The organism is Mesorhizobium sp. M0030 (assembly GCF_040323695.1).
Lineage (GTDB): Bacteria > Pseudomonadota > Alphaproteobacteria > Rhizobiales > Rhizobiaceae > Mesorhizobium.
Map to the genome: position 1 here is coordinate 41,395 of NZ_JAMYVE010000010.1, position 21,796 is coordinate 63,190.

Consider the following 21,796-nt stretch of genomic DNA (forward strand, 5'->3'; position numbering starts at 1 on the left):
TTATGCCTGCTGTGCAGGACACGATCGATCGGGTCCGAAAGATCGACGTCGACCAGTACAAATACGGATTCCAGACAGAGATCGCGATGGACAAGGCCCCCAAGGGCCTGAGCGAAGACATTATTCGCTTCATCTCGGCCAAGAAGGATGAACCGTCCTGGATGCTGGAATGGCGTCTGGAAGCCTATCGGCGCTGGTTGACCCTGGAAGAGCCGACCTGGGCGCGCGTCCATTATCCGAAGATCGACTTTCAGGACCTCTATTACTACGCGGCGCCCAAGAGCACGCCCGGCCCGACCTCGCTGAGCGACGTCGATCCCGAGCTGTTGAAGGTCTACGAGAAGCTCGGCATTCCGCTGCGGGAACAAGAAATCCTCGCCGGCGTGCAGAAAACCGACGTCTCCGATCTCGAGGAGCCCAGCGACAACGTCTACAAATCGGGCCGTGTCGCCGTCGACGCGGTGTTTGATTCCGTTTCCGTCGTCACCACGTTCAAGAAGGAACTGGCGCAGGCCGGCGTCATCTTCTGCTCGATCTCGGAAGCCATCCGCGAGCATCCGGAGCTGGTGCAGAAATATCTCGGCTCGGTCGTGCCGACATCCGACAATTTCTACGCCACGCTGAATTCGGCTGTCTTCACCGACGGCTCGTTCGTCTTCGTGCCCAAGGGCGTCCGCTGCCCGATGGAGCTGTCGACCTATTTCCGCATGAACGAGAAGAACACCGGCCAGTTCGAGCGCACGCTGATCATCGCCGAGGAGGGGGCTTACGTCTCCTATCTCGAAGGCTGCACGGCGCCGCAGCGCGACGAGAACCAGCTGCATGCCGCCGTCGTCGAACTGGTGGCGCTCGACGATGCCGAGATCAAATATTCGACGGTGCAGAACTGGTACCCCGGCGATGCCGAGGGCAAGGGCGGCATCTACAATTTCGTCACCAAGCGCGGCGACTGCCGCGGCCACCGTTCGAAGATCTCGTGGACGCAGGTCGAGACCGGTTCGGCGATCACCTGGAAATATCCCAGCTGCATCCTGCGCGGCGACGATTCCTCCGGCGAGTTCTATTCGATCGCTGTGTCGAACGGCTACCAGCAGGTCGATAGCGGCACCAAGATGATCCATCTCGGCAAGAACACGTCGAGCCGCATCATCTCCAAGGGCATTGCCGCCGGCTTCTCGCAGAACACCTATCGCGGCCAGGTCTCGGCGCACCGCAAGGCGACCAACGCCCGCAACTTCACCAATTGCGATAGTCTCCTGATCGGCGACCAGTGCGGCGCGCACACCGTGCCCTACATGGAAGCCAAGAACTCGACGGCGCAGTTCGAGCATGAGGCGACGACGTCAAAGATTTCCGAGGACCAGAAGTTCTACGTCATGCAGCGCGGCATCCCGGAAGAGGAGGCGATCGCGCTGATCGTCAACGGCTTCGTCAAGGATGTCATCCAGCAGCTGCCGATGGAGTTCGCGGTCGAAGCGCAGAAGCTTATCGGCATCAGCCTCGAGGGCTCGGTCGGCTGACCGGACAATATATCCAGGAAAGAAAAAATGCTTGAGATCAAGAACCTGCATGCCCGCATCGTCGATGACGGCACCGAGATCATCCGCGGCCTGAACCTGACGGTGAAAAACGGCGAGGTCGCTGCCATCATGGGTCCGAACGGCTCGGGCAAATCGACGCTGTCCTACATCCTCGCCGGCCGTGAGGACTATGAGGTCACCGAAGGCGACATCCTCTATAACGGCCAGTCGATCCTCGAAATGGATCCGGCCGAGCGCGCCACCGCGGGCATCTTCCTCGCCTTCCAGTATCCGATGGAGATACCTGGCGTCGCGACCATGGAATTCCTGAAAGTGGCGATGAACGAGCAGCGCAAGGCGCGCGGCGAGGAGCCGCTGAAGATCCCGGAATTTTTGAAGCGGGTGAAAGAGGCGGCAGCCTCGCTCTCGATGGAGATGGCGATGCTCAAGCGGCCGCTCAATGTCGGCTTTTCCGGCGGCGAGAAGAAGCGGGCCGAGATCCTGCAGATGAAGCTGCTGGAGCCAAAGCTCTGCGTGCTCGACGAGACCGATTCCGGCCTCGACATCGATGCGCTGAAGATCGTCTCGGACGGCGTCAACGCGCTGCGTTCGGCCGACCGTGCCATCATCGTCATCACCCACTACCAGCGCCTGCTCGAGCACATCGTGCCCGATAGCGTGCACGTCCTATACAAGGGCCAGGTGATCAAGTCCGGCGACAAGTCGCTGGCGCTCGATCTCGAAGCCAATGGCTATGCCGGCGTGATCGGCGAAGCCGCGTGAGACGCCAGAAGGCCATTTTATGCTGAAAGGCGGGGCAAAACTGATGAATATGCATACACAACCCCAGCGCACGCAGGCCGAAACGGCGCTGATCGACGCCTTTGGCGAGCGTCTGTCGTTGCTGCCGGGTGACGGCGCGGTGATGCTGAAGCGCGACGACGCCATTGAGGCAATCAAGCACGGGCTGCCGACGCGGCGCATCGAATCCTGGCATTACACTGACCTGCGCCGGCTGTTGACTGCGGTGCCGGCGTTCGATCCGACGGCCGCCGCCAAGGGGCTGGCGCCCATCGTCGAAGGCTCCGCCGTGCTGGCGGTTCTGAACGGCGTCTCCGGCGCGAAGTTCCCCGCGATCGAAGGCGTGACCATCCAGCGCCTGTCGGAAAAGCTGACTGACGGCTCGATCGCACCGGGCCTCGATCCCTATGGCAGCGATGACGCCATCGGTGCGCTGAACACCGCCTTTGTCGCTGACGGCTATTTCGTCGACATTGCGGATGGCACAGCACTGGAAAAGCCGATCGAATTGCAGAATTTGCAGGCCGGTGGCCAGGTGCATGTGCGCTTTCCCGTGCGTGTCGGCGCCGGCGCCAAAGCTGCTCTCGTCGAGCGTCAGGCCGGCGAGGGCGCGGCACTGGGCAGCTCGGTCAGCCAGCTCGTTCTGGGCGAGGGTGCGGACGTTACCTGGCTGATCGTGCAGGAGCAGCCGGAAACGGCCACGCATCTTGCCCAGTTCAAGGCGCATCTCGGCAAGAATTCGAAGCTGACGCTGTTTTTCATGAATGCCGGCGGCAAGCTTGTGCGCCAGGAGATCGTGGTGAAGACCACGGGCGAAGGCTCCGACTTCAAACTGCGCGGCATCAACCTGCTCGCCGGCGACACCCACACCGACGTGACCATGGTGCTCGACCATGCCGTGCCGCATACGACGTCGACGGAAGTGATCCGCAATGTCGTGACCGGCAAGGCGCGCGGCGTCTTCCAGGGCCGCATCAACGTCCACCAATACGCGCAAAAAACCAACGCCAAGATGGCCTGCAACACGCTGCTTTTGTCGGACGATGGCGAGTTCTCGACCAAGCCTGAGCTGGAGATCTTCGCCGACGACGTCATCTGCGGCCATGGCGCGACCGTTACCGAGATCGACCACAACCATCTGTTCTACCTGATGGCGCGCGGCATCGACGAGAAGAGCGCCCGCGGCTTGCTGGTGAAGGCGTTCGTGGCCGAAGTGATCGAGGAACTGGACGACGAAACCATCGTCGAGGCCCTGGAAACAAGGCTGGACGACTGGTTCGTGGCGCACGGGTAAGCGCCTCTTTCCCTTCTCCCCTTGTGGGGTCCGAAGGACGGGCGAGGCAAGTGACTCGCCCCGGGCGGTGGCCGAGCGAAGCTCGGTCGGATGAGGGGTGCGTGACGAAGTGAGGCGGTGCCTCAAGAGAGCTTGTAATGGACCAGAAGATCGAAACAACCCCATACGACGTCGAGGCGATCCGCCGCGACTTCCCGATCCTGTCGCGCGAAGTCTACGGCAAACCGCTGGTCTATCTCGACAATGGCGCCTCGGCGCAGAAGCCGCAGGTGGTGCTGGATACGATCCAGCACGCCTATTCCCAGGAATACGCCAACGTCCATCGCGGCCTGCATTTCCTGTCCAATGCCGCAACCGACGCCTATGAGAAGGCGCGCGAGACGGTGCGCCGTTTCCTCAATGCGCCAAGCACCGACAACATCGTCTTCACCTCCAACACGACAGCCGCCATCAACACCGTGGCTTACGGCTATGGCATGCCCAATATCGGCGCGGGCGACGAGATCGTGCTGTCGATCATGGAGCACCACTCCAACATCGTGCCGTGGCATTTCATCCGGGAACGGCAGGGCGCCAAGCTGGTCTGGGTGCCGGTCGACGATCTCGGCATCTTCCACATCGAGGAATTCGAAAAGCGCCTGACCGACAAGACCAGGCTCGTCGCCATCACGCATATGTCGAACGCGCTGGGCACGGTGACGCCGATCAAGGAAATCGTGCGCATCGCGCATTCGCGTGGCATTCCCGTACTTGTCGATGGCAGCCAGAGCGCCGTGCACATGCCGATCGACGTCCAGGACCTCGACTGCGATTTCTTCGTCTTCACCGGTCACAAGGTCTACGGGCCGTCCGGCATCGGCGTGCTTTACGGCAAGAAGGATATTCTCTCGGCCATGCGCCCTTTCATGGGCGGCGGCGAGATGATCGAGGAAGTGACGGAAGACGTCGTCACCTACAACGAGCCGCCGCACCGCTTCGAGGCCGGCACGCCGCCGATCGTCCAGGCGATCGGGCTGGGTACAGCATTGGAATACATGGAAAAGATCGGCCGCGAGCGCATCGCCGCGCACGAGGCCGACCTCAAGACCTACGCGCACGAGCGGCTGCGCGCCATCAACTCGCTGCGCATCTTCGGCGACGCGCCGGACAAGGGCGCCATCATTTCCTTCGAATTGCAGGGTATTCATGCCCATGACGTGTCGATGGTGATAGACAGGCAGGGTGTTGCCGTCCGCGCGGGCACCCATTGCGCCCAGCCGCTGTTGAAACGCTTTGGCGTAACCTCCACATGCAGGGCATCGTTCGGCATGTATAATACCATGGCCGAAGTCGACGCTTTGGCCGATGCGCTGGAAAAAGCGCGCAAGTTCTTCGGGTGACAGGTTCTTTGGATGACGACCATGGATGATGCGAGCCACACCACCGCGCCGGAAGCAGCCATCAATCCGCTGGTTTCCGCCTCGGCCATTCCCGCCGACGAGCTGGCGCGGCTGACCGACGACATCGTCTCGGCGCTGAAGACGGTCTATGACCCGGAAATCCCGGCCGACATCTATGAGCTGGGCCTCATCTACAAGATCGACATTGAGGACAACCGCGCGGTCAAGATCGACATGACCCTGACCGCACCCGGCTGCCCGGTGGCCGGTGAAATGCCCGGCTGGGTGGAAAACGCCGTCGGCGCCGTCGAAGGCGTCTCCGGCGTCGAGGTCAACATGACCTTCGACCCGCCCTGGTCGCCCGACCGCATGTCGGAAGAGGCGCAGGTGGCGGTTGGCTGGTACTAGGTTGACTGAGGTTGGTGCACTTGCACCAGTGGTAAAACTTCACCATTTTAGGTGAGGAATCATTCGGCAGGCCTTGAACCTGCATGGAATGGAAGAGGAAAAAGAATGGGACGCTTCGCCGTCATCACGATGACCGAAAAGGCAGCCGACCGGGTGCGCGAGATCGTCGCCACGCGCGACAATGCGCATGGCATTCGCCTCGGCATCAAGAAGGGCGGTTGCGCCGGCATGGAATATACGGTGGACCTGGTGACCGAGCCCAACACCAAGGACGACCATATCGAACGCGACGGCGCGCATGTCTATGTCGCGCCCGAGGCTGCGCTTTTCCTGTTCGGCACCGAGATGGATTTCGAGCAGACGACGCTGCGCACCGGCTTCACCTTCCACAACCCGAACCAGAGTTCGGCCTGCGGCTGCGGCGAATCCGTCGAACTGAAGCCCGCCGACCTGAAGGCGCTGGCTGAGGCGCGCGCTTCGGCCTGATCTTCCTTCTCCCCGTTCACGGGGAGGTGAGGAATGGTCCGCGCAGCGGGCGAAAAGCCAATTGCTTGGCTTTTCGAATGACGAACGGCCCGAAGGGCCGGATGAGGGGCAGCGCTGACCATCGGAAGTCGCGCTCCGCGCCTCCCTGCTTACTTCACCCACATCTTCGTCCGCTTGTGCCAGTCGGCGATCGATTCCTCGGGATAGACGTCGAACGCCTTGTCCTTTTTGCCGATCACCGGCTCGACCCAACTCGCCTTGTATTTCAACATCAGATGCACCTTCTCCGGTGGCTTCGGCAGCTCGCTGTCGATTGCCGAGGCGAAGGGGTGGACCAGGTCCGGCCATGTCGGATCGTAGAGCCAGAGCGCCGAACCGCACTTCTTGCAGAAATTGCGCTCGCCCGTCGAAATCTCACACTTTGGATGCTCGTCGTCCGCGATCTCTGCCTGGTAGACGCCGAGATTGCGCTTGCCCTTGATTTTCAGCGTCTTGTAATCGGCGCCGAGATTGATGGCGAAGCCGCCGCCGCCCTGCTGCTTGCGGCAGATCGAGCAGTAGCACAGCATGAACGGCACCGGCGTGTTGCTCTCCACCTCGAAATGGACGGCATCGCAGCGGCAGGATCCCTTGAGCAGCAGCGGCATGACAGAACTCCGACGGATGGCTCTCAACTTGCCAGCATGGTTTTTGGTTGCAGCCATGGCAAGCCCGGTGACATGATTGCGGCATGGACAATGAACGCATCGAAGAGCTGTTCGAAGGCCTCGGCCCGGTCAGTATCCGAAAACTGTTCGGCGGCAAGGGTATCTATTTCGACGGCGTCATCGTCGCCATCGTGCTGCGCGGCGAATTGCTGCTCAAGGCTGACGAGCAAAGCGCGCCCGACTTCGAAGCCGCCGGCTGCAAGCAATGGACCTATACCGGCACCCGCCACGGCAAGCTGGTCGCGATGCCGTACTGGAGCATTCCCGACGACGCGTTTGATGACCCTGACGAGATGAGGGTGTGGGCGCGCCGGGCGTATGAGGCGGGACGCCGGGCGGGGAAGTGAACCGGGACCGCCGCGTTTCTTCCCACCCCCCTCTGTCCTGCCGGACATCTCCCCCGCAAGGGGGGAGATCAGTTGTCACATTGGCCTTCGCCAATCACCAACGTTGAAAATGGGAGCCTGCGGCTAAGCTGTTAATCTCCCTCCTTGCGGGGGAGATGGCCGGCAGGCCAGGGGGGTGCTGTCCCGCCGACGTAGGCGATCCTACAGCGCCTTCGCAATCCTCGCCGCCAACCGCGCATTGTTCTCGACCAGCGCGATGTTGGTCTTCAAGCTCCGGCCGCCGGTCAGTTCGAGGATTTTGCCCAACAGGAACGGCGTCACCGCCTTTCCGGTCACATTCTGCACTTCCGCCGCCTTCTGCGCGGCCTCGATATAGCCGGCCATCTCGTCGGCCGGAATTTCATCGTCCTGCGGCACCGGGTTGGCGATCAGCATGCCGCCGACCAGGCCAAGTGCCGCCCTGGTCTTGTAGAAATGCGCGATCTCTTCCGGTCTGTGCAGGGTCAGCGGCGCGCGGAACGGCGAATGCCGCGACCAGAAGGCCGGCATCGTCTCGCAGCCATGGCCAATCACCGGCACGCCGCGCGTCTCCAGCACTTCAAGCGTCTTTTCGATGTCGAGGATCGCCTTGGCGCCGGCCGAGACGACGATGACCGGCGTGCGCGCCAACTCGTCGAGATCGGCCGAGATGTCGAAGCTCTTTTCCGCGCCCTTGTGGACGCCGCCAATGCCGCCGGTGGCGAACACCTTTATCCCGACCATGTCAGCGGCGATCATGGTGGCGGCGACCGTGGTGCCGCCGGTGCGGCCTTGCGAGACCGCAAAGCCGAGGTCGGCGCGCGACAGCTTCATGGCATCGCCGGTCATGGCCAGCGACTCGCGCTCGCCGTCGGACAGTCCGATCTTGATGCGGCCGGCGACCACGGCGATCGTCGCCGGCACCGCGCCATTGTCCAGGATCATCTTTTCGACATTGGCGGCCATGGCGCCATTGTCGGGGTAAGGCATGCCATGGGTGATGATGGTGCTTTCCAGCGCCACGACCGGGCGGCCAGCGGCGAGCGCCTCGGCCACGGGCGCGTGGATGTCGATGAAGGGGCGGGCGCTTTGCGGTGTCATGATGGTCTCCGATCCGGAGATCCGCGCGTCCGCTTGGACGTCGCGCTCCGGCAATGGCAATTGGCCGCCCTCATGCCATTTCCTGCGCGTCGGGCACAAGAGCCAGTGCCTCGGTGAAGATCGCGGCGGTGAAGGCCGGCACGGCATCCGAACTTTCGATGGCGAGCGTCGCCGCGGCAACGCCTTCGCGGAGGGCTTGGCGCAATGCCAGGCCGCGCAGCAGGGCAGCGATGGTGGCGCCGGCCAGCGCGTCGCCGGCGCCGGTGACGTCGGCGACTTTTCTCGGCGCCGGCGGCAGGATAGAGAAGGCGCCGGCTTCGTCGAATCCTAGCACCGGGCCGTCGCCCGCCGTCACCACGCCACTGGTGAGGCCGCTGCAGCGCAGTCCGTCGACGGTCTCGCGCTCGGTGGCATTGGCATCGACGCCGGCCAGCACCATGGCCTCGCGCCGGTTCATGAAGACCTGCGCGAGTTCCTTCAGCACCGGTATCAGCCGCACCACCTTGGCCGGCGAAATGGCGATGGCGAACACCGGCTTGCCGGCGGCGAGCCCCACCAGCCGCTCCAGCGCCGTTGATGGCAGATTGGCGTCGCAGAGCACCGCATCGGCCTCGGCGACCACCTCGCGCACCTTGGAGCGGCGGATCTGCTTGGGGAACGCCAAATCGTAGAGCGCCATGTCGGCAAAGCCGGTGATCAGCTCGCCGTCGCGATCGATCAGCGCCGTGTAGCTCGGCGTCGTGCGGTCGAGGAAAACCGCCGACAGGTCGGCAATGCCGGCCTCAGTGATGGCGCGCGCAACCGTCTCGGCCGAGGCATCGCCGCCGCGCACCGACAAAAGCGAGGCCGAGACGCCGCGCCGCACCAGGCTGCGCAGCGCGTTGAATACGCCGCCGCCGACATCCTCGCGCATCGTGCCGGGGTTGGACGCCGCGGGCACGTACGTGCCCGACACCTGGCCGCGGCGATCGATATGGGCGCCGCCCACCGCCAGTATCTTTGCTGATTTCACCATGCCGGCGATATGACCTTTGTTATTCGAGCCGCACAAGCGCTACGCTGTGCGGCGGAGCTTCGCAGGCGAGCCGGCGATTCGGCCGATCGAAACAGCCGGCGCGTCTGGCCCAATGCGGAACGCGTCCGAAAACCAAACCAAGAGACAAAAAAAGAACAAATCCGGATAAAGATGGTTTTTCAGTTATTTGACCCCTCTTGCCAAACGAGAACAAAAGTAGTACAAAATGGGCAGGGATTACGGATTGTCCGGCCTTCATTGACGACCAAGGGGTGATGTATCATGGCTCAGAATTCTTTGCGGCTTGTAGAGGACAAAGCGGTGGACAAATCAAAGGCTCTGGACGCGGCGCTGTCGCAAATCGAGCGCGCCTTCGGCAAGGGCTCGATCATGCGGCTTGGCGCCAATGAGCAGGTCGTCGAGATTGAAACCGTGCCGACGGGATCGCTGGGCCTCGACATCGCGCTTGGCGTCGGCGGCCTGCCGCGCGGCCGCATTGTCGAGATCTACGGGCCGGAAAGCTCGGGCAAGACGACACTGGCGCTGCACACAGTTGCCGAAGCCCAGAAGAAAGGCGGTATCTGCGCCTTCGTCGATGCCGAGCACGCACTCGATCCGGTCTATGCCCGCAAGCTCGGCGTCGATCTGGAAAACCTCTTGATCTCGCAGCCGGACACCGGCGAGCAGGCACTGGAAATCTGCGACACGCTGGTGCGTTCCGGCGCCATCGACGTGCTGGTCGTCGATTCGGTGGCGGCACTGACGCCGCGCGCCGAAATCGAAGGCGAGATGGGCGATTCGCTGCCCGGTCTCCAGGCTCGTCTGATGAGCCAGGCGCTGCGCAAGCTGACCGCCTCGATCTCGCGCTCCAACACCATGGTCATCTTCATCAACCAGATTCGCATGAAGATCGGCGTCATGTTCGGTTCGCCGGAAACCACGACCGGCGGCAACGCGCTGAAATTCTACGCTTCGGTGCGCCTCGACATCCGCCGCATCGGCTCGGTCAAGGACCGCGACGAGGTCGTCGGCAACCAGACCCGCGTCAAGGTCGTCAAGAACAAGCTGGCGCCGCCCTTCAAGGTGGTCGAGTTCGACATCATGTATGGCGAGGGCGTGTCCAAGACCGGCGAATTGGTGGACCTCGGCGTCAAGGCCGGCGTGGTCGAGAAGTCCGGCGCGTGGTTCTCCTACAATTCGCAGCGTCTCGGCCAAGGTCGTGAAAACGCCAAACTGTTCCTGCGCGACAATCCCGACACGGCGCGCGAGATCGAACTGGCACTGCGGCAGAATGCCGGGCTGATCGCCGAGAAATTTCTTGAAAATGGCGGCCCCGAGCGCGGCGAAAGCGACGACGGCTTCGAGGAAGAATCCGGCGCCATTTAGGGCACGGCCAGAGTTCGGCCATAAATCCAGTCTATTATCCGATGCTTAAGTAACCGAGTTCTTTAGTATTGCGTTTCAAACCGCCGGCCTTCGCGCCGGCGGTTTTCGTTTTTGGGCAGCGTGAAGCCGGCTTGGCAGTTGCCGGATTGGCCCAATTCCGTGTTTCTGGACAGGGTGGGGCGTGCCCGCTAAAAGGCCAAGTCGATCTTCTAAAAAGCAGAGACCAGTGTCCGCCGGCCGCGCCGGCGGTTTTCGCGAAAAGGCAGCAGTCATGAGTGGCGTGAACGAGATCCGGTCGACATTCCTCGACTATTTCCGCAAGGAGGGCCACGAGGTCGTCGCGTCGAGCCCGCTCGTGCCGCGCAACGACCCGACGCTGATGTTCACCAATGCCGGCATGGTGCAGTTCAAGAACGTCTTCACCGGCCTGGAGAAGCGGTCCTATTCGCGCGCCACGACCGCTCAGAAGAGCGTGCGCGCCGGCGGCAAGCACAACGACCTCGACAATGTCGGCTACACCGCGCGCCACCTGACTTTTTTCGAAATGCTCGGCAATTTCTCCTTCGGCGACTATTTCAAGGAGCGCGCCATCGAGCTGGCCTGGAACCTGATTACCAAGGAGTTCGGGCTGAACAAGGACAAGCTGCTGGTCACCGTCTATCACACCGATGACGAGGCGGCCGGCTTCTGGAAGAAGATCGCCGGTTTCTCCGATGACCGCATCATCCGCATCCCGACCTCCGACAATTTCTGGGCGATGGGCGACACCGGACCGTGCGGGCCATGCTCGGAAATCTTCATCGACCGTGGCGAGCACATCTGGGGCGGCCCTCCCGGCAGCCCGGAGGAGGACGGCGACCGCTTCCTTGAATTCTGGAACCTGGTGTTCATGCAATATGAGCAGGTCACCAAGGATGAGCGCATCGACCTGCCGCGGCCGTCGATCGACACCGGCATGGGCCTGGAGCGCATGGCGTCCATCCTGCAAGGGGTGGAGAGCGTCTTCGAGACCGACCTGTTCCGCCACCTGATCGATGCGGCGTCATCGGCGCTCGGGCAGGGCCCGGACAAGGAGACGGTCGCCTCCTTCCGCGTCATTGCCGATCATCTGCGCTCGTCCTCCTTCCTGGTTGCCGACGGCGTGCTGCCGTCGAACGAAGGCCGCGGCTATGTGCTGCGCCGCATCATGCGCCGCGCCATGCGCCATGCGCAGTTGCTCGGCGCCAAGGAGCCGTTGATGTGGAAGCTGGTGCCGGCGCTAGTGCGTGAGATGGGCCAGGCCTATCCCGAACTGCTGCGCGGAGAACAGCTGATTACCGAGACGCTGAAGCTCGAGGAGACCAGGTTCCGCAAGACGCTGGTGCGCGGCCTCGGCCTGCTCTCGGAGGCGACGGATACGCTGCACGCCGGCGATATGCTGGATGGCGAGACGGCGTTCAAGCTCTATGACACGTACGGCTTCCCGCTCGATCTGACGCAGGACGCACTGCGCCAGCGCAACATCTCGGTCGACCTTGCCGGCTTCACCCATGCGATGGAGCAGCAGAAGGCCGAAGCGCGCAAGCATTGGGCTGGCTCCGGCGACGCGGCCACCGAGACCATCTGGTTTTCTGTACGCGAGAAGGCCGGCGCCACCGAATTCCTCGGCTACGAGACCGAACAGGCGGAAGGCCTCATCCAGGCCCTGGTCAAGGACGGCAAGACAGTCGATAGCGCCGGCAAGGGCGACGCGGTGGCGGTGGTCGTCAACCAGACGCCGTTCTATGGCGAGTCCGGCGGCCAGATGGGCGACACCGGTATCATCTCCGGCGAAGGTTTCTCGATCGAGGTTTCCGACACGCAGAAAAAGGCCGACGGCCTGTTCGTGCATCTGGGCAAGGTGACGAACGGCACGGTCAAGCCAGGTGCAGCCGTCGAGCTGAAAGTTGACCATGCGCGCCGCACCCGGCTGCGTGCCAACCATTCGGCAACGCATCTGATCCATGAGGCGCTGCGCGAGGTGCTGGGCACCCATGTCGCGCAGAAAGGTTCGCTGGTCGCGCCCGAGCGCCTGCGCTTCGACATCTCGCACAACAAGCCGATCTCGGCCGAAGATCTCGAAGAGGTCGAGCGCATGGCCAACGAAATCGTCGTCCAGAACAGCCCGGTGACGACGCGCCTGATGTCGGTCGATGACGCCATTGCCGAGGGCGCCATGGCGCTGTTCGGCGAGAAATATGGTGACGAGGTGCGTGTCGTCTCGATGGGCACCGGCGTGCATGGCGCCAAGGCCAATAGACCCTATTCCGTCGAACTTTGTGGCGGCACCCATGTCCGGGCGACCGGCGATATCGGCCTGGTCCGTGTCGTCTCCGACAGCGCGGTCGCCGCCGGCGTGCGCCGCATCGAGGCGCTGACCGGCGAAGCCGCGCGCAAACATCTCGATGAGCAGGACAGGCGCCTGAAGGCAACTGCGGCCGTGCTGAAGATCTCGCCGGCCGACGTGCCGGCGCGTGTCGAGACGCTGCTCGAGGAGCGCAAGAAGCTCGAGAAGGAGCTGAGCGAAGCGCGCAAGAAACTCGCGCTGGGCGGTGGTGCCGCGGCCGATGCTCCGGCCACCACCGAAACCGTCGCCGGTATCGGCTTCCTCGGCAAAGCGGTTTCCGGCGTGTCGCCGAAGGATTTGAAGCCGCTGGCCGATGCCGGCAAGACATCGCTCGGCTCCGGCGTCGTCGTCTTCGTCGGTGCGGGCGAAGACAACAAGGCAAGCGTCGTGGTCGCCGTGACGGACGATCTCGTCGGCCGCTTCAGCGCTGTCGATCTTGTGCGCGTTGCCTCGGCCGCATTGGGCGGGCAGGGCGGTGGCGGACGGCCCGACATGGCGCAAGCCGGCGGCCCGGACGCCTCGAAGGCCAATGATGCGATCGCCGCGGTGAGGGCGGCGCTGGAGGCAGCCTGAAAGCCACCCTATGCCTTATCTGGTTTTGTGTGCGGCTTTCCGGCCTTCGCCGCCGTGCTTGCCATTCTGTGGCTGATAGTGGCAAGCCGGCAATCAGCTCTTAGACGGTCCGTCTAGCTAGTTCTTTTTCGCCGCTTTCAGGGCGCGCGTCATTCTGCTGGAATCGCCCCAGGTGGACAGCCAGATCAGCACGTCCGTGGCGATCGAAATCAGCGACCGTAAAAAGTTCAGCGCCGGGCCGGACGATTTCAGCTGCTCTTCGGCGTGATGGAGATGGGCGAGCTCTTCCTCGCGGATCGCCAGGATGATGCCGTGCAAGTCGTGGTCGCGATTGGCGAGGAAAAACAGCTGATCGTCCAGATGGCGATGCACCGCCGCTTCAACCGCCGCCGTGCAGGCCCAGATGCCTTGCGGACCGAGCAGGGCGGTGACAAAACCCAGCACCCAGCCACCCCAGCTCCAGAACTGCATTACCCGGCACGGTCGCGACCGCCGCGCCGGCATGGCGGCGCGGAACGCAGCCCAATGCGTGCGCTCGTGCCCAAGCATCTCCGACAAGGATGGCACGCAATCCGGCCAGAAGCGCCTGGCGACAAGAATCTGCGCCGAATAGATCCTGATCGCACCGAACTCACCGGCGTGGTTGACCCTGACAATTCTGGCGACGGTGAGCGCGTCCTGGCGAGATGGGTCAGCCATGGCCCGAACCCATATCAGCCCGCCGCCAGGCTCGGACGTTTTGCGATGCCCTCCCACCAGGCCTGGATGTCGGCGAACGCCGCAAGCAGCTTTTGCCCGTCGGCGACCTTGACGAAATAGGCGATGATGGATGCCGCATGCAGGTCGGCCAGCGTCAGCTGGTCGCCGAGCAGCCACGGCCCGGGAGGCTTGAGTGCGGTGAGCACCCGCAGCACCGTTTCCGCCTGGCGCAGCCCGTTGGCGACCAGTGCCTCGTCTGGCGCTTCCTTCTCAAGCCGCTCGACGGCGACGTCCCAGACCATCGATCTGTAGGCATAGGCGTCGAGCATGCCGATGATCTGGTTCATCGTTGCGCGGGTGCGGGCGTCTTTTGGCTGCAGTGCCGGGCCGTCGAACGCCTCGTCGACATAGCGGGCGATTGCGCTGGTTTCGAACAGGCGAAACCCGTCATGCTCGAAGGCCGGAATGCGGCCGAAAGGGTGATGCTCGAAGTACCAGGCGGGAGCGCCCTCGGCGGCAAAGACATCGACCGGCACAAGGTCGTAGTCGATGCCTTTTTCCGCCAGCACGAGGCGGACGATGCGCACATATACGCTGTAGTCCGCCCCGTAGACGACCGGCTTGGCCATGGCTGCCGGCTTACGCCATCGCCTTCTGCAAATTCTCGTCGATCTTGTCGAGGAAGCCGGTGGTCGACAGCCATGGTTGGTCGGGACCGATCAAGAGCGACAGGTCCTTGGTCATGAAGCCGCTCTCAACCGTCTGGATGCAGACCTTCTCCAGCGTGTCGGCAAACCGCTTCAACTCGGCATTGTCGTCGAGCTTGGCGCGGTGGGCGAGGCCACGCGTCCAGGCGAAGATCGAGGCGATCGAATTGGTCGAGGTTTCCTCGCCCTTCTGGTGCTGGCGATAGTGGCGCGTCACGGTGCCGTGCGCGGCCTCCGCTTCCACCGTCTTGCCGTCCGGCGTCATCAGCACGGAGGTCATCAGGCCGAGTGAGCCAAAACCTTGCGCCACCGTGTCGGACTGGACGTCGCCGTCATAATTCTTGCAGGCCCAGACATAGCCGCCGGACCATTTCAGGGCGGAGGCCACCATGTCGTCGATCAGCCGGTGCTCGTACCACAGCTTCTTCGCCTTGAACTCGGCCTCGAATTCAGCCTCGTAGACCTCCTGGAAAATGTCCTTGAAGCGGCCGTCATAGGCTTTGAGGATGGTGTTCTTGGTCGAGAGATAAACCGGATAATTGCGCAGCAGGCCGTAATTCAGCGAGGCGCGGGCGAATTCGCGGATGGAGTCGTCGAGATTGTACATCGCCATGGCAACGCCGGCGCCGGGTGCGTCGTACACGTCGTGCTCGATCACCTTGCCGTCCTCGCCGACGAACTTGATGGTCAGCTTGCCCTTGCCGGGGAAGCGGAAGTCGGTGGCGCGATACTGGTCGCCGAAAGCATGACGGCCGACGATGATGGGCTTGGTCCATCCCGGCACCAGACGCGGCACGTTCTTCATGATGATCGGTTCGCGGAAAATGGTGCCGCCGAGAATGTTACGGATGGTGCCGTTCGGCGACTTCCACATCTTCTTCAGCTTGAATTCCTCGACGCGCTGCTCGTCGGGCGTGATCGTCGCGCATTTCACACCGACGCCCCATTTCTTGATGGCATTGGCCGAATCGATGGTCACCTGGTCGTTGGTGGCGTCGCGGTGCTCGACGCCGAGGTCGTAATATTCGAGCTTCAGGTCGAGGTAAGGGTGGATCAGCTTGTCCTTGATGAACTGCCAGATGATGCGGGTCATCTCGTCGCCGTCGAGCTCGACGACCGGGTTCGCCACCTTGATCTTCGCCATGAAAAGAATGCCTCGCTTTTGGGGAACAAAACGGCCTCGCCCGCATGGCTTCGGCCGGGTATGCGGAGCGTATATCAAAGCCTATTTGGCCGCGCAAACGACGATCCGTGCAGAATGGGTCGTCCGACCGGTGTTTGCAAAAGCTTCATTTTGCCAAGCGGATGTGGCAGGGAACGCTGAAATGCCGCAAACAGCAGTTCATTGAGATCATGTCCGCCGTCGATCATCCTGAAAACGCATCCGCCGCCGCCCCGGCGATCATCCTGGTCGAGCCGCAGCTCGGCGAGAATATCGGTATGGTTGCGCGCGCCATGGCTAATTTCGGCCTTGCCGAACTGAGACTGGTCAACCCGCGTGACGGCTGGCCGAGCGAGAAGGCGCGCGCCGCCGCCAGCCGCGCCGACCATGTCATCGATGCCGTAACAGTGTTCGGCGACCTGGCGTCCGCCGTCGCCGACCTCAACTTCGTCTTCGCCACCACGGCGCGGGAGCGCGACGGCTTCAAACCCGTGCGTGGTCCGGTCGAAGCGGGCAGGGCGCTGAGGGCACGTCAGATAGCCGGCCTGCGCACCGGCATCTTGTTCGGCCGCGAGCGTTTTGGGCTCTACAATGACGAGGTCGGGCTGGCCGACGAGATCGTCACCTTCCCGGTCGATCCCGGCTTTTCGTCGCTCAACATCGCCCAGGCCGTGCTGTTGATGTCCTATGAATGGATGAAATCCGGCCTGGAGGACGAGACGGCGACTAATTTCTCCAGTCCTGAAATGAAGCCGGCGAGCAAGGAAGAGTTGCACGGCCTGTTTGCCTATCTCGAAGGCGCGCTCGAAGCGCGCGGTTATTTCCGCCCGGCGCCCAAGAAACCCAAGATGGTCGACAATCTGCGCGCCGTCTTGACGCGCGCCGGTTTCGCCGAGCCGGAACTGAAAGTGCTGCGTGGCATCATCTCGTCGCTCGACCGGTTTTCGCCGGCCATGCCGCGCGGTGACGGCTCGCCGGGAGACGATCCAAGGCGTTTGCCGGCCGCTGCGCGAAAACGCCAGGCAGACAAAGAAGATTAGAAATCGCTAAGCTTCGAACGGCTGAAGTAACCGAATTTTATTTGCCTCTCGTCCATTGTTGTCAAAACGGTGGGGTGGCAAATGTTCACGTCCAAAATCGGCCGTATGCGCTTCTTCTTCTATTCGCTCGGCGTAGCCCTGCTCGAGGCCATTCTTGCTGTGCTGTGCATCGTTGGCACGATCGGCTTTGAGGGGCTGGTCAACTCGGCGCCCGGTCCATCGAGGCAAGGCATGGCAGGCGCGGTTCTGGTCGTTTCCCTCCTGGCTGTGGTCATGCGTGCCAACATCGCCTGGCGACGCAGCCGCGACGCCAACGGCAAAGCCTGGATCCTGTGGTCCTACATCGTGTTCTGCGCCATCTACGCCTTTCTGCAGGCAGGCACGCTGCTGGTCATCGATTTCAAAAACCCGGAAAGCACGTCCAGCGGTTTGAACCTGCTGGCGCTGTCGATCTTTGGCCTTTGGTGCACGATCCTGGTGGCTAAGCCGGTGGCGGGCATCAATATCGACGAACTGACATCGGTTTTCGATTTCGATGGCGATACGCCCATGCCTGCGGGATCCGGCCGGATGGCCAGCAGCACGGCACAGTGTTCCATGCGCAACGCCACACCGGCCACGCGCTCGGTGCCGTCCGCCCAGCCTATGGGCCGCCCGCGGCCCGCCGGCTTCGGCAAGCGCGGGCTCTAGGCCGAGGCAAGGTCGTCTTCGCCGGCTTTGCATAGAACTTGCTGACATTCGCCACTTCAAGACCATGATGGTTGCAGATAGAAGAACGGCATTGGCCAATGACCGCCAAGCCTTCTGATCCAGCCTCTTTCATGGTCCGATATCAATGAGCCACCGTCCGATCCTGATGTTCGATTCCGGCGTTGGCGGATTGACCGTGCTGCGCGAAGCGCGCGTGCTGATGCCCGACCGGCGCTTCGTCTACGTCGCCGATGACAAGGCCTTTCCCTACGGCGCGTGGGAAGAGCCGGCGCTGCAGGCCCATATAGTCGAGCTCTTCGCCAAGCTGCTCGACCGTTTTGATCCGGAAATTTCGGTCGTCGCCTGCAATACCGCTTCGACGCTGGTGATCGATGCGTTGCGGGAAAAATTCCCTGGCCATCCCTTTGTCGGCACGGTGCCGGCAATCAAGCCGGCGGCCGAGCGCACCCGGTCCGGGCTGGTCTCGGTGCTGGCGACGCCGGGCACGGTGAAGCGCCAGTACACGCGCGACCTGATCGGCAAATGGGCGCAGAAATGCCATGTCCGGCTGGTCGGCAGCAACAATCTCGCCGGACTGGCCGAGGCCTACATGCGCGAGGGCTTTGTCGACGAGGAGGCCGTGCGTGCCGAGATCGCACCGTGTTTCGTCCAGCATGACGATTTGCGCACGGACATCGTCGTGCTCGCCTGCACGCACTATCCGTTCCTGGCCAATCGCATGCGCAAGACCGCGCCCTGGCCGGTCGACTGGATCGACCCGGCCGAAGCGATTGCGCGGCGTGCTCTGTCGCTGCTTCCGGCTGTCGACGGACCATTGCCGCAAAGCGAGCCCGACATCGCCGTCTTTACCTCGGGAAAGGCGGATTTCGCCATCAGCCGGCTGATGCAGGGTTTTGGATTGAGCGCGCGCTAATGCATGTCGCCCAAAAGTGCGCAGCGGTTTTGGGACAACGACATGCATAAAACGAAAAACTAAAGCGCGTCGCCGACGCGCTTTAGGCAGGCTCGAAGACAATGACGCGTCGATCCGGATCGGCCGAAACAAGCCTTAGCGTCAGGCCATCGCCCTGCCTGAACCCTGAGGCCTTCACATTCGCAACGACAGGCATGTCCGAGAGCTGAACGCGCACACGCCGATCACCGACGTCGGTGACGACGGCCTTGAATGTTTCACCCATGCGCCCCTCAGCATCACCGCCTCGGCAAGGTCGATGGCCGCGTGGTTGATCTGCGAGGCGCGGGCGCCTGCGCGGCCCATCACCTTCGGCAGTCTGGAAAACGCCTCGGTAACGGCTTGCGGCACCGGCTGGCCGTTGACGATGGCCAGCACGCATCGCACGACATAGCGATCGGCCAGCCGCCTCAGGGGTGCGGTGGCGTGGGCATAGGTCGCGGCCATCGCCTCGTGCCAGGGGACAACGCCTTCCTCATAGGGCTGGTAGGACGCACCGGAGCCGGCGCGGCGGATTTCCAGCATCAGCGCTGCCTGTTGCATGTTGGCAGGATCGAGGGTTCGCTGATAGTCGGGCAGGCTGGTCGAAGGAGGCCAGGACAGGCCTAAGGCCCGTGCCGCGCTGCGCAGTCTTTGCACTTTGGAAGCATCGGGCGGCGCCATCACCCGAAACAAGCCGGTCCGGTGTGCCAGCATGGCGTCGGCAATCGCCATGTTGGCGGCCAGCGAAAGTGCTGCGTTGTCTTGCTCGGATTGCAGCAGCGGTCTGAACGCAAGCTGGAATGTGCCATCGGCAAGCTGTTCCACCTCCTGCTCGGGCGGGTCGACGCGCGAAGCGCCGCGACGGTCTTCGGCCGCCGCCATGCGCCGCGCGATTTCGGCGAAGCCGACTGGGACGTCGGCGGCCTGCACGCTGTCATAGGCGAGCTTGGCGCGGCTTTGAATGATTGCCCGCTCCGCGCCATCCAGCCTTACCGCTCCGTCGTCGGCGATCCGGACCGTGAAGATGACAGCCGGACGCGGACCGCCGGGCAGCAAGCTCGCGGCGCCCTCGGCAATGACCCGGGGATAGAGCCCGGCCTTGCCGTCCGGCAAATACAGGGTTTCGCCCCGCGCCCAGGCTTCGCGATCCACCGCGTCGCCGTCTGCGACGAACCAGGCTACGTCGGCGATGGCATAGTGCAACAGAAGGTCGCTACCGCTCGCTTCGATCGAAAACGCTTGGTCAAGATCGGTGGAAGCCGCGGGATCGAGCGTCACGAAGGGCATCGCCGTGCGGTCGGCATGCTGGTCGGGCACGCACCTGGCCGCCGTCTGTGCCATGACCACTACATCAGGGGGAAATCCCTCCGGCACATGGAACTCGGTGCGGATTTTCGCGAGGCCGGTGGCGAGTGCCTGCGAGGGATCGTTCAACGATTTCATGGCGCCGTCCTACACCGGCGTTGCGGGCACGGGAAGGTGGTTTTGCCGGCAGTGCCGGCCGACCATGGGCAGGCATGAGCGCGGAACGGAAGTTGACCGCCAGCGCTGGAACCGTCGCCGGAGCGCAACGTTTCTTCCTCTGTCAGCAAAGGAGGTGCCGATATGCCTGCAACCTCAAAAGCACAGCAAAAGGCCGCTGGCGCAGCCCTGTCGGCCAAGCGCGGCGAGACCAGGAAGAGCGAACTTCAAGGCGCGTCGAAGTCGATGTACAATTCGATGAGCGAAAAACAGCTCGAGGAATTCGCAGAGACCAAGCGCAAAGGCCTGCCGGAGAAGAAATCGGCAGACTGAAACCTTGAACCGAGTCGATAAACAAAGCCCGTGGCCGAAACCACGGGCTTCTTCGGTTCAGGCCAAGCCCGAAACCCCTGACGTCACCAGCAGCGCTTCACCTTGTAGCGGATGACCTTCTTGTGGCCATGCCGCCAGATGACCTTCTTCTTCACCACGACATGGCAGGTCTGACGATGCTTGTGGCCCTGCCAATGCTTGGCCATCGCTGGCTCGGGCACGGCGATCGACATCGTCCCGGCCAGGACGGCTGCACCGACCAACGAGAGGAAAAACTTCTTCATGCGACTTCGGGCTCCTTTGGCTCCAGTCCCTTCCTAAATGCCGTCGGCGCAACAACCTCCCGCCGCATCCGGCACGGCACTCAACGCCAAAGACGTGATATGGTTGCCGGGCCCAGCGCCAGCGACGCGCTTGACTCTGCTCAAATCTCCGTTTAACGAGCGCACCAACACCGGGCCGCAATGCCCGGTTGTTTCTTTTGCATGGCAAGCCCGGGAAAGCAGGTTTATCGTTTCCTGGGTTTTGTCTAGACTGACGTGTCCCGTGGGTTTTCCGCCGCGTTGCGTGGGAAAACCCTGTCAGGCCTCGAAAACGGAGGCCAGAGGAGGGCGCGTTTCCTTCACCCGGACCATGAGGCTCCGGGTGGTTTGTTTTGAAAGGGAATGCGATGAGCAAGCGCGAATCCGCGAAGTACAAGATCGACCGCCGTCTCGGCGAAAACATCTGGGGCCGCCCGAAGTCCCCGGTCAACAAGCGTGAATACGGCCCCGGCCAGCACGGCCAGCGCCGCAAGGGCAAGCTTTCCGATTTCGGCCTGCAGCTGCGCGCCAAGCAGAAGCTGAAGGGTCACTATGGTGATGTCTCCGAAAAGCAGTTCCGCAAAGTCTATGAAGAGGCTGATCGCCGCAAGGGCGACACCTCCGAGAACCTGATCGGCCTGCTCGAGTCGCGTCTCGACGCGGTCGTCTACCGCTCCAAGTTCGTGCCCACCATTTTCGCGGCTCGCCAGTTCGTCAACCACGGCCACGTCAACGTCAACGGCAAGCGCGTCAACATCGGCTCGTACCGTTGCAAGCCGGGCGATGTCGTCGAAGTGCGCGAAAAGTCGAAGCAGCTGGTCATCGTGCTGGAAGCGGTCGGCCTCGCCGAGCGCGACGTGCCGGACTATATCGAAGTCGATCACAACAAGATGGTCGCGACCTTCTCGCGCATCCCCGGCCTGGCCGATGTTCCGTTCGCCGTGCAGATGGAGCCGAACCTGGTCGTCGAATTCTATTCGCGCTAAGCGATCGCTTTTCTGCGATACTGGAAAGGGCCGCCCGTCGAGGCGGCCTTTTCTTTGTCGG

General features: G+C 62.7%; 23 protein-coding genes. 14 read left to right on the forward strand and 9 right to left on the reverse strand.

Annotated features, from left to right (window positions below):
- The first annotated feature begins 2 nt into the window (after positions 1 to 2).
- The 6 genes from sufB to sufA all read left to right on the forward strand — a co-directional run bounded on the left by sufB (position 3) and on the right by sufA (position 5,888).
- Positions 3 to 1,520, forward strand: a complete 1,518-nt coding sequence (sufB, locus tag NKJ80_RS20015) for a Fe-S cluster assembly protein SufB (protein WP_023706434.1) — start codon at positions 3 to 5, stop codon at positions 1,518 to 1,520.
- A gap of 27 nt (positions 1,521 to 1,547) precedes the next feature.
- On the forward strand, positions 1,548 to 2,303 hold the full coding sequence (gene sufC, locus NKJ80_RS20020) for a Fe-S cluster assembly ATPase SufC (RefSeq protein WP_023711504.1): 756 nt from the start codon (positions 1,548 to 1,550) through the stop codon (positions 2,301 to 2,303).
- A gap of 43 nt (positions 2,304 to 2,346) precedes the next feature.
- Positions 2,347 to 3,615: a Fe-S cluster assembly protein SufD gene (gene sufD, locus NKJ80_RS20025; RefSeq protein ID WP_023825123.1), complete on the forward strand. Its 1,269-nt coding sequence runs from the start codon at positions 2,347 to 2,349 to the stop codon at positions 3,613 to 3,615.
- A gap of 137 nt (positions 3,616 to 3,752) precedes the next feature.
- Positions 3,753 to 4,994 carry a cysteine desulfurase gene (locus NKJ80_RS20030; protein ID WP_352498175.1) on the forward strand — a complete coding sequence of 414 codons (1,242 nt, stop codon included), beginning with the start codon at positions 3,753 to 3,755 and terminating at the stop codon, positions 4,992 to 4,994.
- Between the two features lie 21 nt (positions 4,995 to 5,015).
- Positions 5,016 to 5,402, forward strand: coding sequence for an SUF system Fe-S cluster assembly protein (locus tag NKJ80_RS20035; protein WP_023709315.1), 387 nt, complete (start codon positions 5,016 to 5,018; stop codon positions 5,400 to 5,402).
- Positions 5,403 to 5,507: 105 nt separating this feature from the next.
- Complete coding sequence (gene sufA / locus NKJ80_RS20040) at positions 5,508 to 5,888, forward strand: Fe-S cluster assembly scaffold SufA (RefSeq protein ID WP_013532156.1); 381 nt, start codon at positions 5,508 to 5,510, stop codon at positions 5,886 to 5,888.
- A 149-nt stretch (positions 5,889 to 6,037) separates the two neighbouring features.
- On the opposite strand, the gene NKJ80_RS20045 is transcribed toward sufA, so the two are convergent.
- Positions 6,038 to 6,535, reverse strand: a complete 498-nt coding sequence (locus NKJ80_RS20045) for a GFA family protein (protein ID WP_023706439.1) — start codon at positions 6,533 to 6,535, stop codon at positions 6,038 to 6,040.
- Between the two features lie 83 nt (positions 6,536 to 6,618).
- Between NKJ80_RS20045 and NKJ80_RS20050 the strand changes: the two genes are divergently transcribed.
- Positions 6,619 to 6,942 (forward strand): TfoX/Sxy family protein, encoded by a 324-nt coding sequence (locus NKJ80_RS20050; protein WP_023669120.1) that lies wholly within the window; start codon positions 6,619 to 6,621, stop codon positions 6,940 to 6,942.
- A 201-nt stretch (positions 6,943 to 7,143) separates the two neighbouring features.
- On the opposite strand, the gene NKJ80_RS20055 is transcribed toward NKJ80_RS20050, so the two are convergent.
- Together NKJ80_RS20055 and NKJ80_RS20060 are read right to left on the reverse strand one after the other, a co-directional pair.
- Positions 7,144 to 8,061 carry a pseudouridine-5'-phosphate glycosidase gene (locus NKJ80_RS20055; RefSeq protein WP_352498176.1) on the reverse strand — a complete coding sequence of 306 codons (918 nt, stop codon included), beginning with the start codon at positions 8,059 to 8,061 and terminating at the stop codon, positions 7,144 to 7,146.
- 70 nt (positions 8,062 to 8,131) lie between these two features.
- Positions 8,132 to 9,076, reverse strand: a complete 945-nt coding sequence (locus NKJ80_RS20060; RefSeq protein ID WP_352498177.1) for a carbohydrate kinase family protein — start codon at positions 9,074 to 9,076, stop codon at positions 8,132 to 8,134.
- Between the two features lie 282 nt (positions 9,077 to 9,358).
- Here NKJ80_RS20060 and recA point away from each other — a divergent pair, with 282 nt between their 5' ends.
- On the forward strand, positions 9,359 to 10,462 hold the full coding sequence (gene recA / locus NKJ80_RS20065; protein ID WP_352498178.1) for a recombinase RecA: 1,104 nt from the start codon (positions 9,359 to 9,361) through the stop codon (positions 10,460 to 10,462).
- A 271-nt stretch (positions 10,463 to 10,733) separates the two neighbouring features.
- A complete protein-coding gene (gene alaS, locus NKJ80_RS20070) occupies positions 10,734 to 13,400 on the forward strand; it encodes an alanine--tRNA ligase (RefSeq protein ID WP_286461055.1) in 2,667 nt (888 codons plus the stop codon).
- 117 nt (positions 13,401 to 13,517) lie between these two features.
- On the opposite strand, the gene NKJ80_RS20075 is transcribed toward alaS, so the two are convergent.
- From NKJ80_RS20075 to NKJ80_RS20085, 3 genes are read right to left on the reverse strand one after another with little or no spacing between them, the layout of a single operon-like run.
- Positions 13,518 to 14,099: a demethoxyubiquinone hydroxylase family protein gene (locus NKJ80_RS20075; protein ID WP_352498179.1), complete on the reverse strand. Its 582-nt coding sequence runs from the start codon at positions 14,097 to 14,099 to the stop codon at positions 13,518 to 13,520.
- A 14-nt stretch (positions 14,100 to 14,113) separates the two neighbouring features.
- Positions 14,114 to 14,728, reverse strand: a complete 615-nt coding sequence (locus tag NKJ80_RS20080) for a glutathione S-transferase family protein (protein ID WP_023751448.1) — start codon at positions 14,726 to 14,728, stop codon at positions 14,114 to 14,116.
- A 10-nt stretch (positions 14,729 to 14,738) separates the two neighbouring features.
- Positions 14,739 to 15,950 (reverse strand): NADP-dependent isocitrate dehydrogenase, encoded by a 1,212-nt coding sequence (locus NKJ80_RS20085; RefSeq protein ID WP_023669114.1) that lies wholly within the window; start codon positions 15,948 to 15,950, stop codon positions 14,739 to 14,741.
- A gap of 209 nt (positions 15,951 to 16,159) precedes the next feature.
- On the opposite strand from NKJ80_RS20085, the gene NKJ80_RS20090 reads away from it, so the two are divergent.
- From NKJ80_RS20090 to murI, 3 genes are all read left to right on the forward strand, one after another.
- Entirely contained in the window at positions 16,160 to 17,008 is an 849-nt protein-coding gene (locus tag NKJ80_RS20090) for an RNA methyltransferase (RefSeq protein ID WP_023716001.1), read from the forward strand.
- A gap of 81 nt (positions 17,009 to 17,089) precedes the next feature.
- Positions 17,090 to 17,698, forward strand: a complete 609-nt coding sequence (locus NKJ80_RS20095; protein ID WP_023684873.1) for a DUF805 domain-containing protein — start codon at positions 17,090 to 17,092, stop codon at positions 17,696 to 17,698.
- A 145-nt stretch (positions 17,699 to 17,843) separates the two neighbouring features.
- Positions 17,844 to 18,632: a glutamate racemase gene (gene murI, locus NKJ80_RS20100; protein ID WP_023684874.1), complete on the forward strand. Its 789-nt coding sequence runs from the start codon at positions 17,844 to 17,846 to the stop codon at positions 18,630 to 18,632.
- Between the two features lie 82 nt (positions 18,633 to 18,714).
- Here murI and NKJ80_RS20105 read toward each other — a convergent pair whose 3' ends face one another.
- Both NKJ80_RS20105 and NKJ80_RS20110 read right to left on the reverse strand, forming a co-directional pair.
- Positions 18,715 to 18,849 (reverse strand): hypothetical protein, encoded by a 135-nt coding sequence (locus tag NKJ80_RS20105; protein ID WP_352498180.1) that lies wholly within the window; start codon positions 18,847 to 18,849, stop codon positions 18,715 to 18,717.
- A complete protein-coding gene (locus tag NKJ80_RS20110) occupies positions 18,807 to 20,096 on the reverse strand; it encodes a ribonuclease catalytic domain-containing protein (protein ID WP_352498181.1) in 1,290 nt (429 codons plus the stop codon). The genes NKJ80_RS20105 and NKJ80_RS20110 overlap by 43 nt, the downstream gene beginning before the upstream one ends.
- 162 nt (positions 20,097 to 20,258) lie before the next feature.
- Here NKJ80_RS20110 and NKJ80_RS20115 point away from each other — a divergent pair, with 162 nt between their 5' ends.
- Positions 20,259 to 20,447, forward strand: a complete 189-nt coding sequence (locus NKJ80_RS20115) for a DUF3008 family protein (RefSeq protein ID WP_023684876.1) — start codon at positions 20,259 to 20,261, stop codon at positions 20,445 to 20,447.
- An 83-nt stretch (positions 20,448 to 20,530) separates the two neighbouring features.
- Here NKJ80_RS20115 and NKJ80_RS20120 read toward each other — a convergent pair whose 3' ends face one another.
- Positions 20,531 to 20,731 carry a hypothetical protein gene (locus tag NKJ80_RS20120; RefSeq protein WP_023690200.1) on the reverse strand — a complete coding sequence of 67 codons (201 nt, stop codon included), beginning with the start codon at positions 20,729 to 20,731 and terminating at the stop codon, positions 20,531 to 20,533.
- Between the two features lie 386 nt (positions 20,732 to 21,117).
- Here NKJ80_RS20120 and rpsD point away from each other — a divergent pair, with 386 nt between their 5' ends.
- A complete protein-coding gene (gene rpsD, locus NKJ80_RS20125) occupies positions 21,118 to 21,735 on the forward strand; it encodes a 30S ribosomal protein S4 (RefSeq protein WP_023669107.1) in 618 nt (205 codons plus the stop codon).
- The last annotated feature ends 61 nt before the right edge of the window (positions 21,736 to 21,796 follow it).

What these genes read in the sequence shown, in the direction of transcription:
- NKJ80_RS20090 (WP_023716001.1), top strand. Translation starts at nt 16,160, where the DNA reads ATGTCCGCCGTCGATCATCCTGAAAACGCATCCGCCGCCGCCCCGGCG.
- NKJ80_RS20050 (WP_023669120.1), top strand. Translation starts at nt 6,619, where the DNA reads ATGGACAATGAACGCATCGAAGAGCTGTTCGAAGGCCTCGGCCCGGTC.
- recA (WP_352498178.1), top strand. Translation starts at nt 9,359, where the DNA reads ATGGCTCAGAATTCTTTGCGGCTTGTAGAGGACAAAGCGGTGGACAAA.
- NKJ80_RS20030 (WP_352498175.1), top strand. Translation starts at nt 3,753, where the DNA reads ATGGACCAGAAGATCGAAACAACCCCATACGACGTCGAGGCGATCCGC.
- sufB (WP_023706434.1), top strand. Translation starts at nt 3, where the DNA reads ATGCCTGCTGTGCAGGACACGATCGATCGGGTCCGAAAGATCGACGTC.
- NKJ80_RS20055 (WP_352498176.1), bottom strand. Translation starts at nt 8,061, where the DNA reads ATGACACCGCAAAGCGCCCGCCCCTTCATCGACATCCACGCGCCCGTG.
- NKJ80_RS20095 (WP_023684873.1), top strand. Translation starts at nt 17,090, where the DNA reads ATGTTCACGTCCAAAATCGGCCGTATGCGCTTCTTCTTCTATTCGCTC.
- NKJ80_RS20035 (WP_023709315.1), top strand. Translation starts at nt 5,016, where the DNA reads ATGGATGATGCGAGCCACACCACCGCGCCGGAAGCAGCCATCAATCCG.
- NKJ80_RS20085 (WP_023669114.1), bottom strand. Translation starts at nt 15,950, where the DNA reads ATGGCGAAGATCAAGGTGGCGAACCCGGTCGTCGAGCTCGACGGCGAC.
- NKJ80_RS20080 (WP_023751448.1), bottom strand. Translation starts at nt 14,728, where the DNA reads ATGGCCAAGCCGGTCGTCTACGGGGCGGACTACAGCGTATATGTGCGC.
- sufA (WP_013532156.1), top strand. Translation starts at nt 5,508, where the DNA reads ATGGGACGCTTCGCCGTCATCACGATGACCGAAAAGGCAGCCGACCGG.
- rpsD (WP_023669107.1), top strand. Translation starts at nt 21,118, where the DNA reads ATGAGCAAGCGCGAATCCGCGAAGTACAAGATCGACCGCCGTCTCGGC.
- alaS (WP_286461055.1), top strand. Translation starts at nt 10,734, where the DNA reads ATGAGTGGCGTGAACGAGATCCGGTCGACATTCCTCGACTATTTCCGC.
- murI (WP_023684874.1), top strand. Translation starts at nt 17,844, where the DNA reads ATGAGCCACCGTCCGATCCTGATGTTCGATTCCGGCGTTGGCGGATTG.
- NKJ80_RS20110 (WP_352498181.1), bottom strand. Translation starts at nt 20,096, where the DNA reads ATGAAATCGTTGAACGATCCCTCGCAGGCACTCGCCACCGGCCTCGCG.
- NKJ80_RS20060 (WP_352498177.1), bottom strand. Translation starts at nt 9,076, where the DNA reads ATGGTGAAATCAGCAAAGATACTGGCGGTGGGCGGCGCCCATATCGAT.
- NKJ80_RS20115 (WP_023684876.1), top strand. Translation starts at nt 20,259, where the DNA reads ATGCCTGCAACCTCAAAAGCACAGCAAAAGGCCGCTGGCGCAGCCCTG.
- sufC (WP_023711504.1), top strand. Translation starts at nt 1,548, where the DNA reads ATGCTTGAGATCAAGAACCTGCATGCCCGCATCGTCGATGACGGCACC.
- NKJ80_RS20045 (WP_023706439.1), bottom strand. Translation starts at nt 6,535, where the DNA reads ATGCCGCTGCTGCTCAAGGGATCCTGCCGCTGCGATGCCGTCCATTTC.
- NKJ80_RS20120 (WP_023690200.1), bottom strand. Translation starts at nt 20,731, where the DNA reads ATGAAGAAGTTTTTCCTCTCGTTGGTCGGTGCAGCCGTCCTGGCCGGG.
- NKJ80_RS20075 (WP_352498179.1), bottom strand. Translation starts at nt 14,099, where the DNA reads ATGGCTGACCCATCTCGCCAGGACGCGCTCACCGTCGCCAGAATTGTC.
- sufD (WP_023825123.1), top strand. Translation starts at nt 2,347, where the DNA reads ATGAATATGCATACACAACCCCAGCGCACGCAGGCCGAAACGGCGCTG.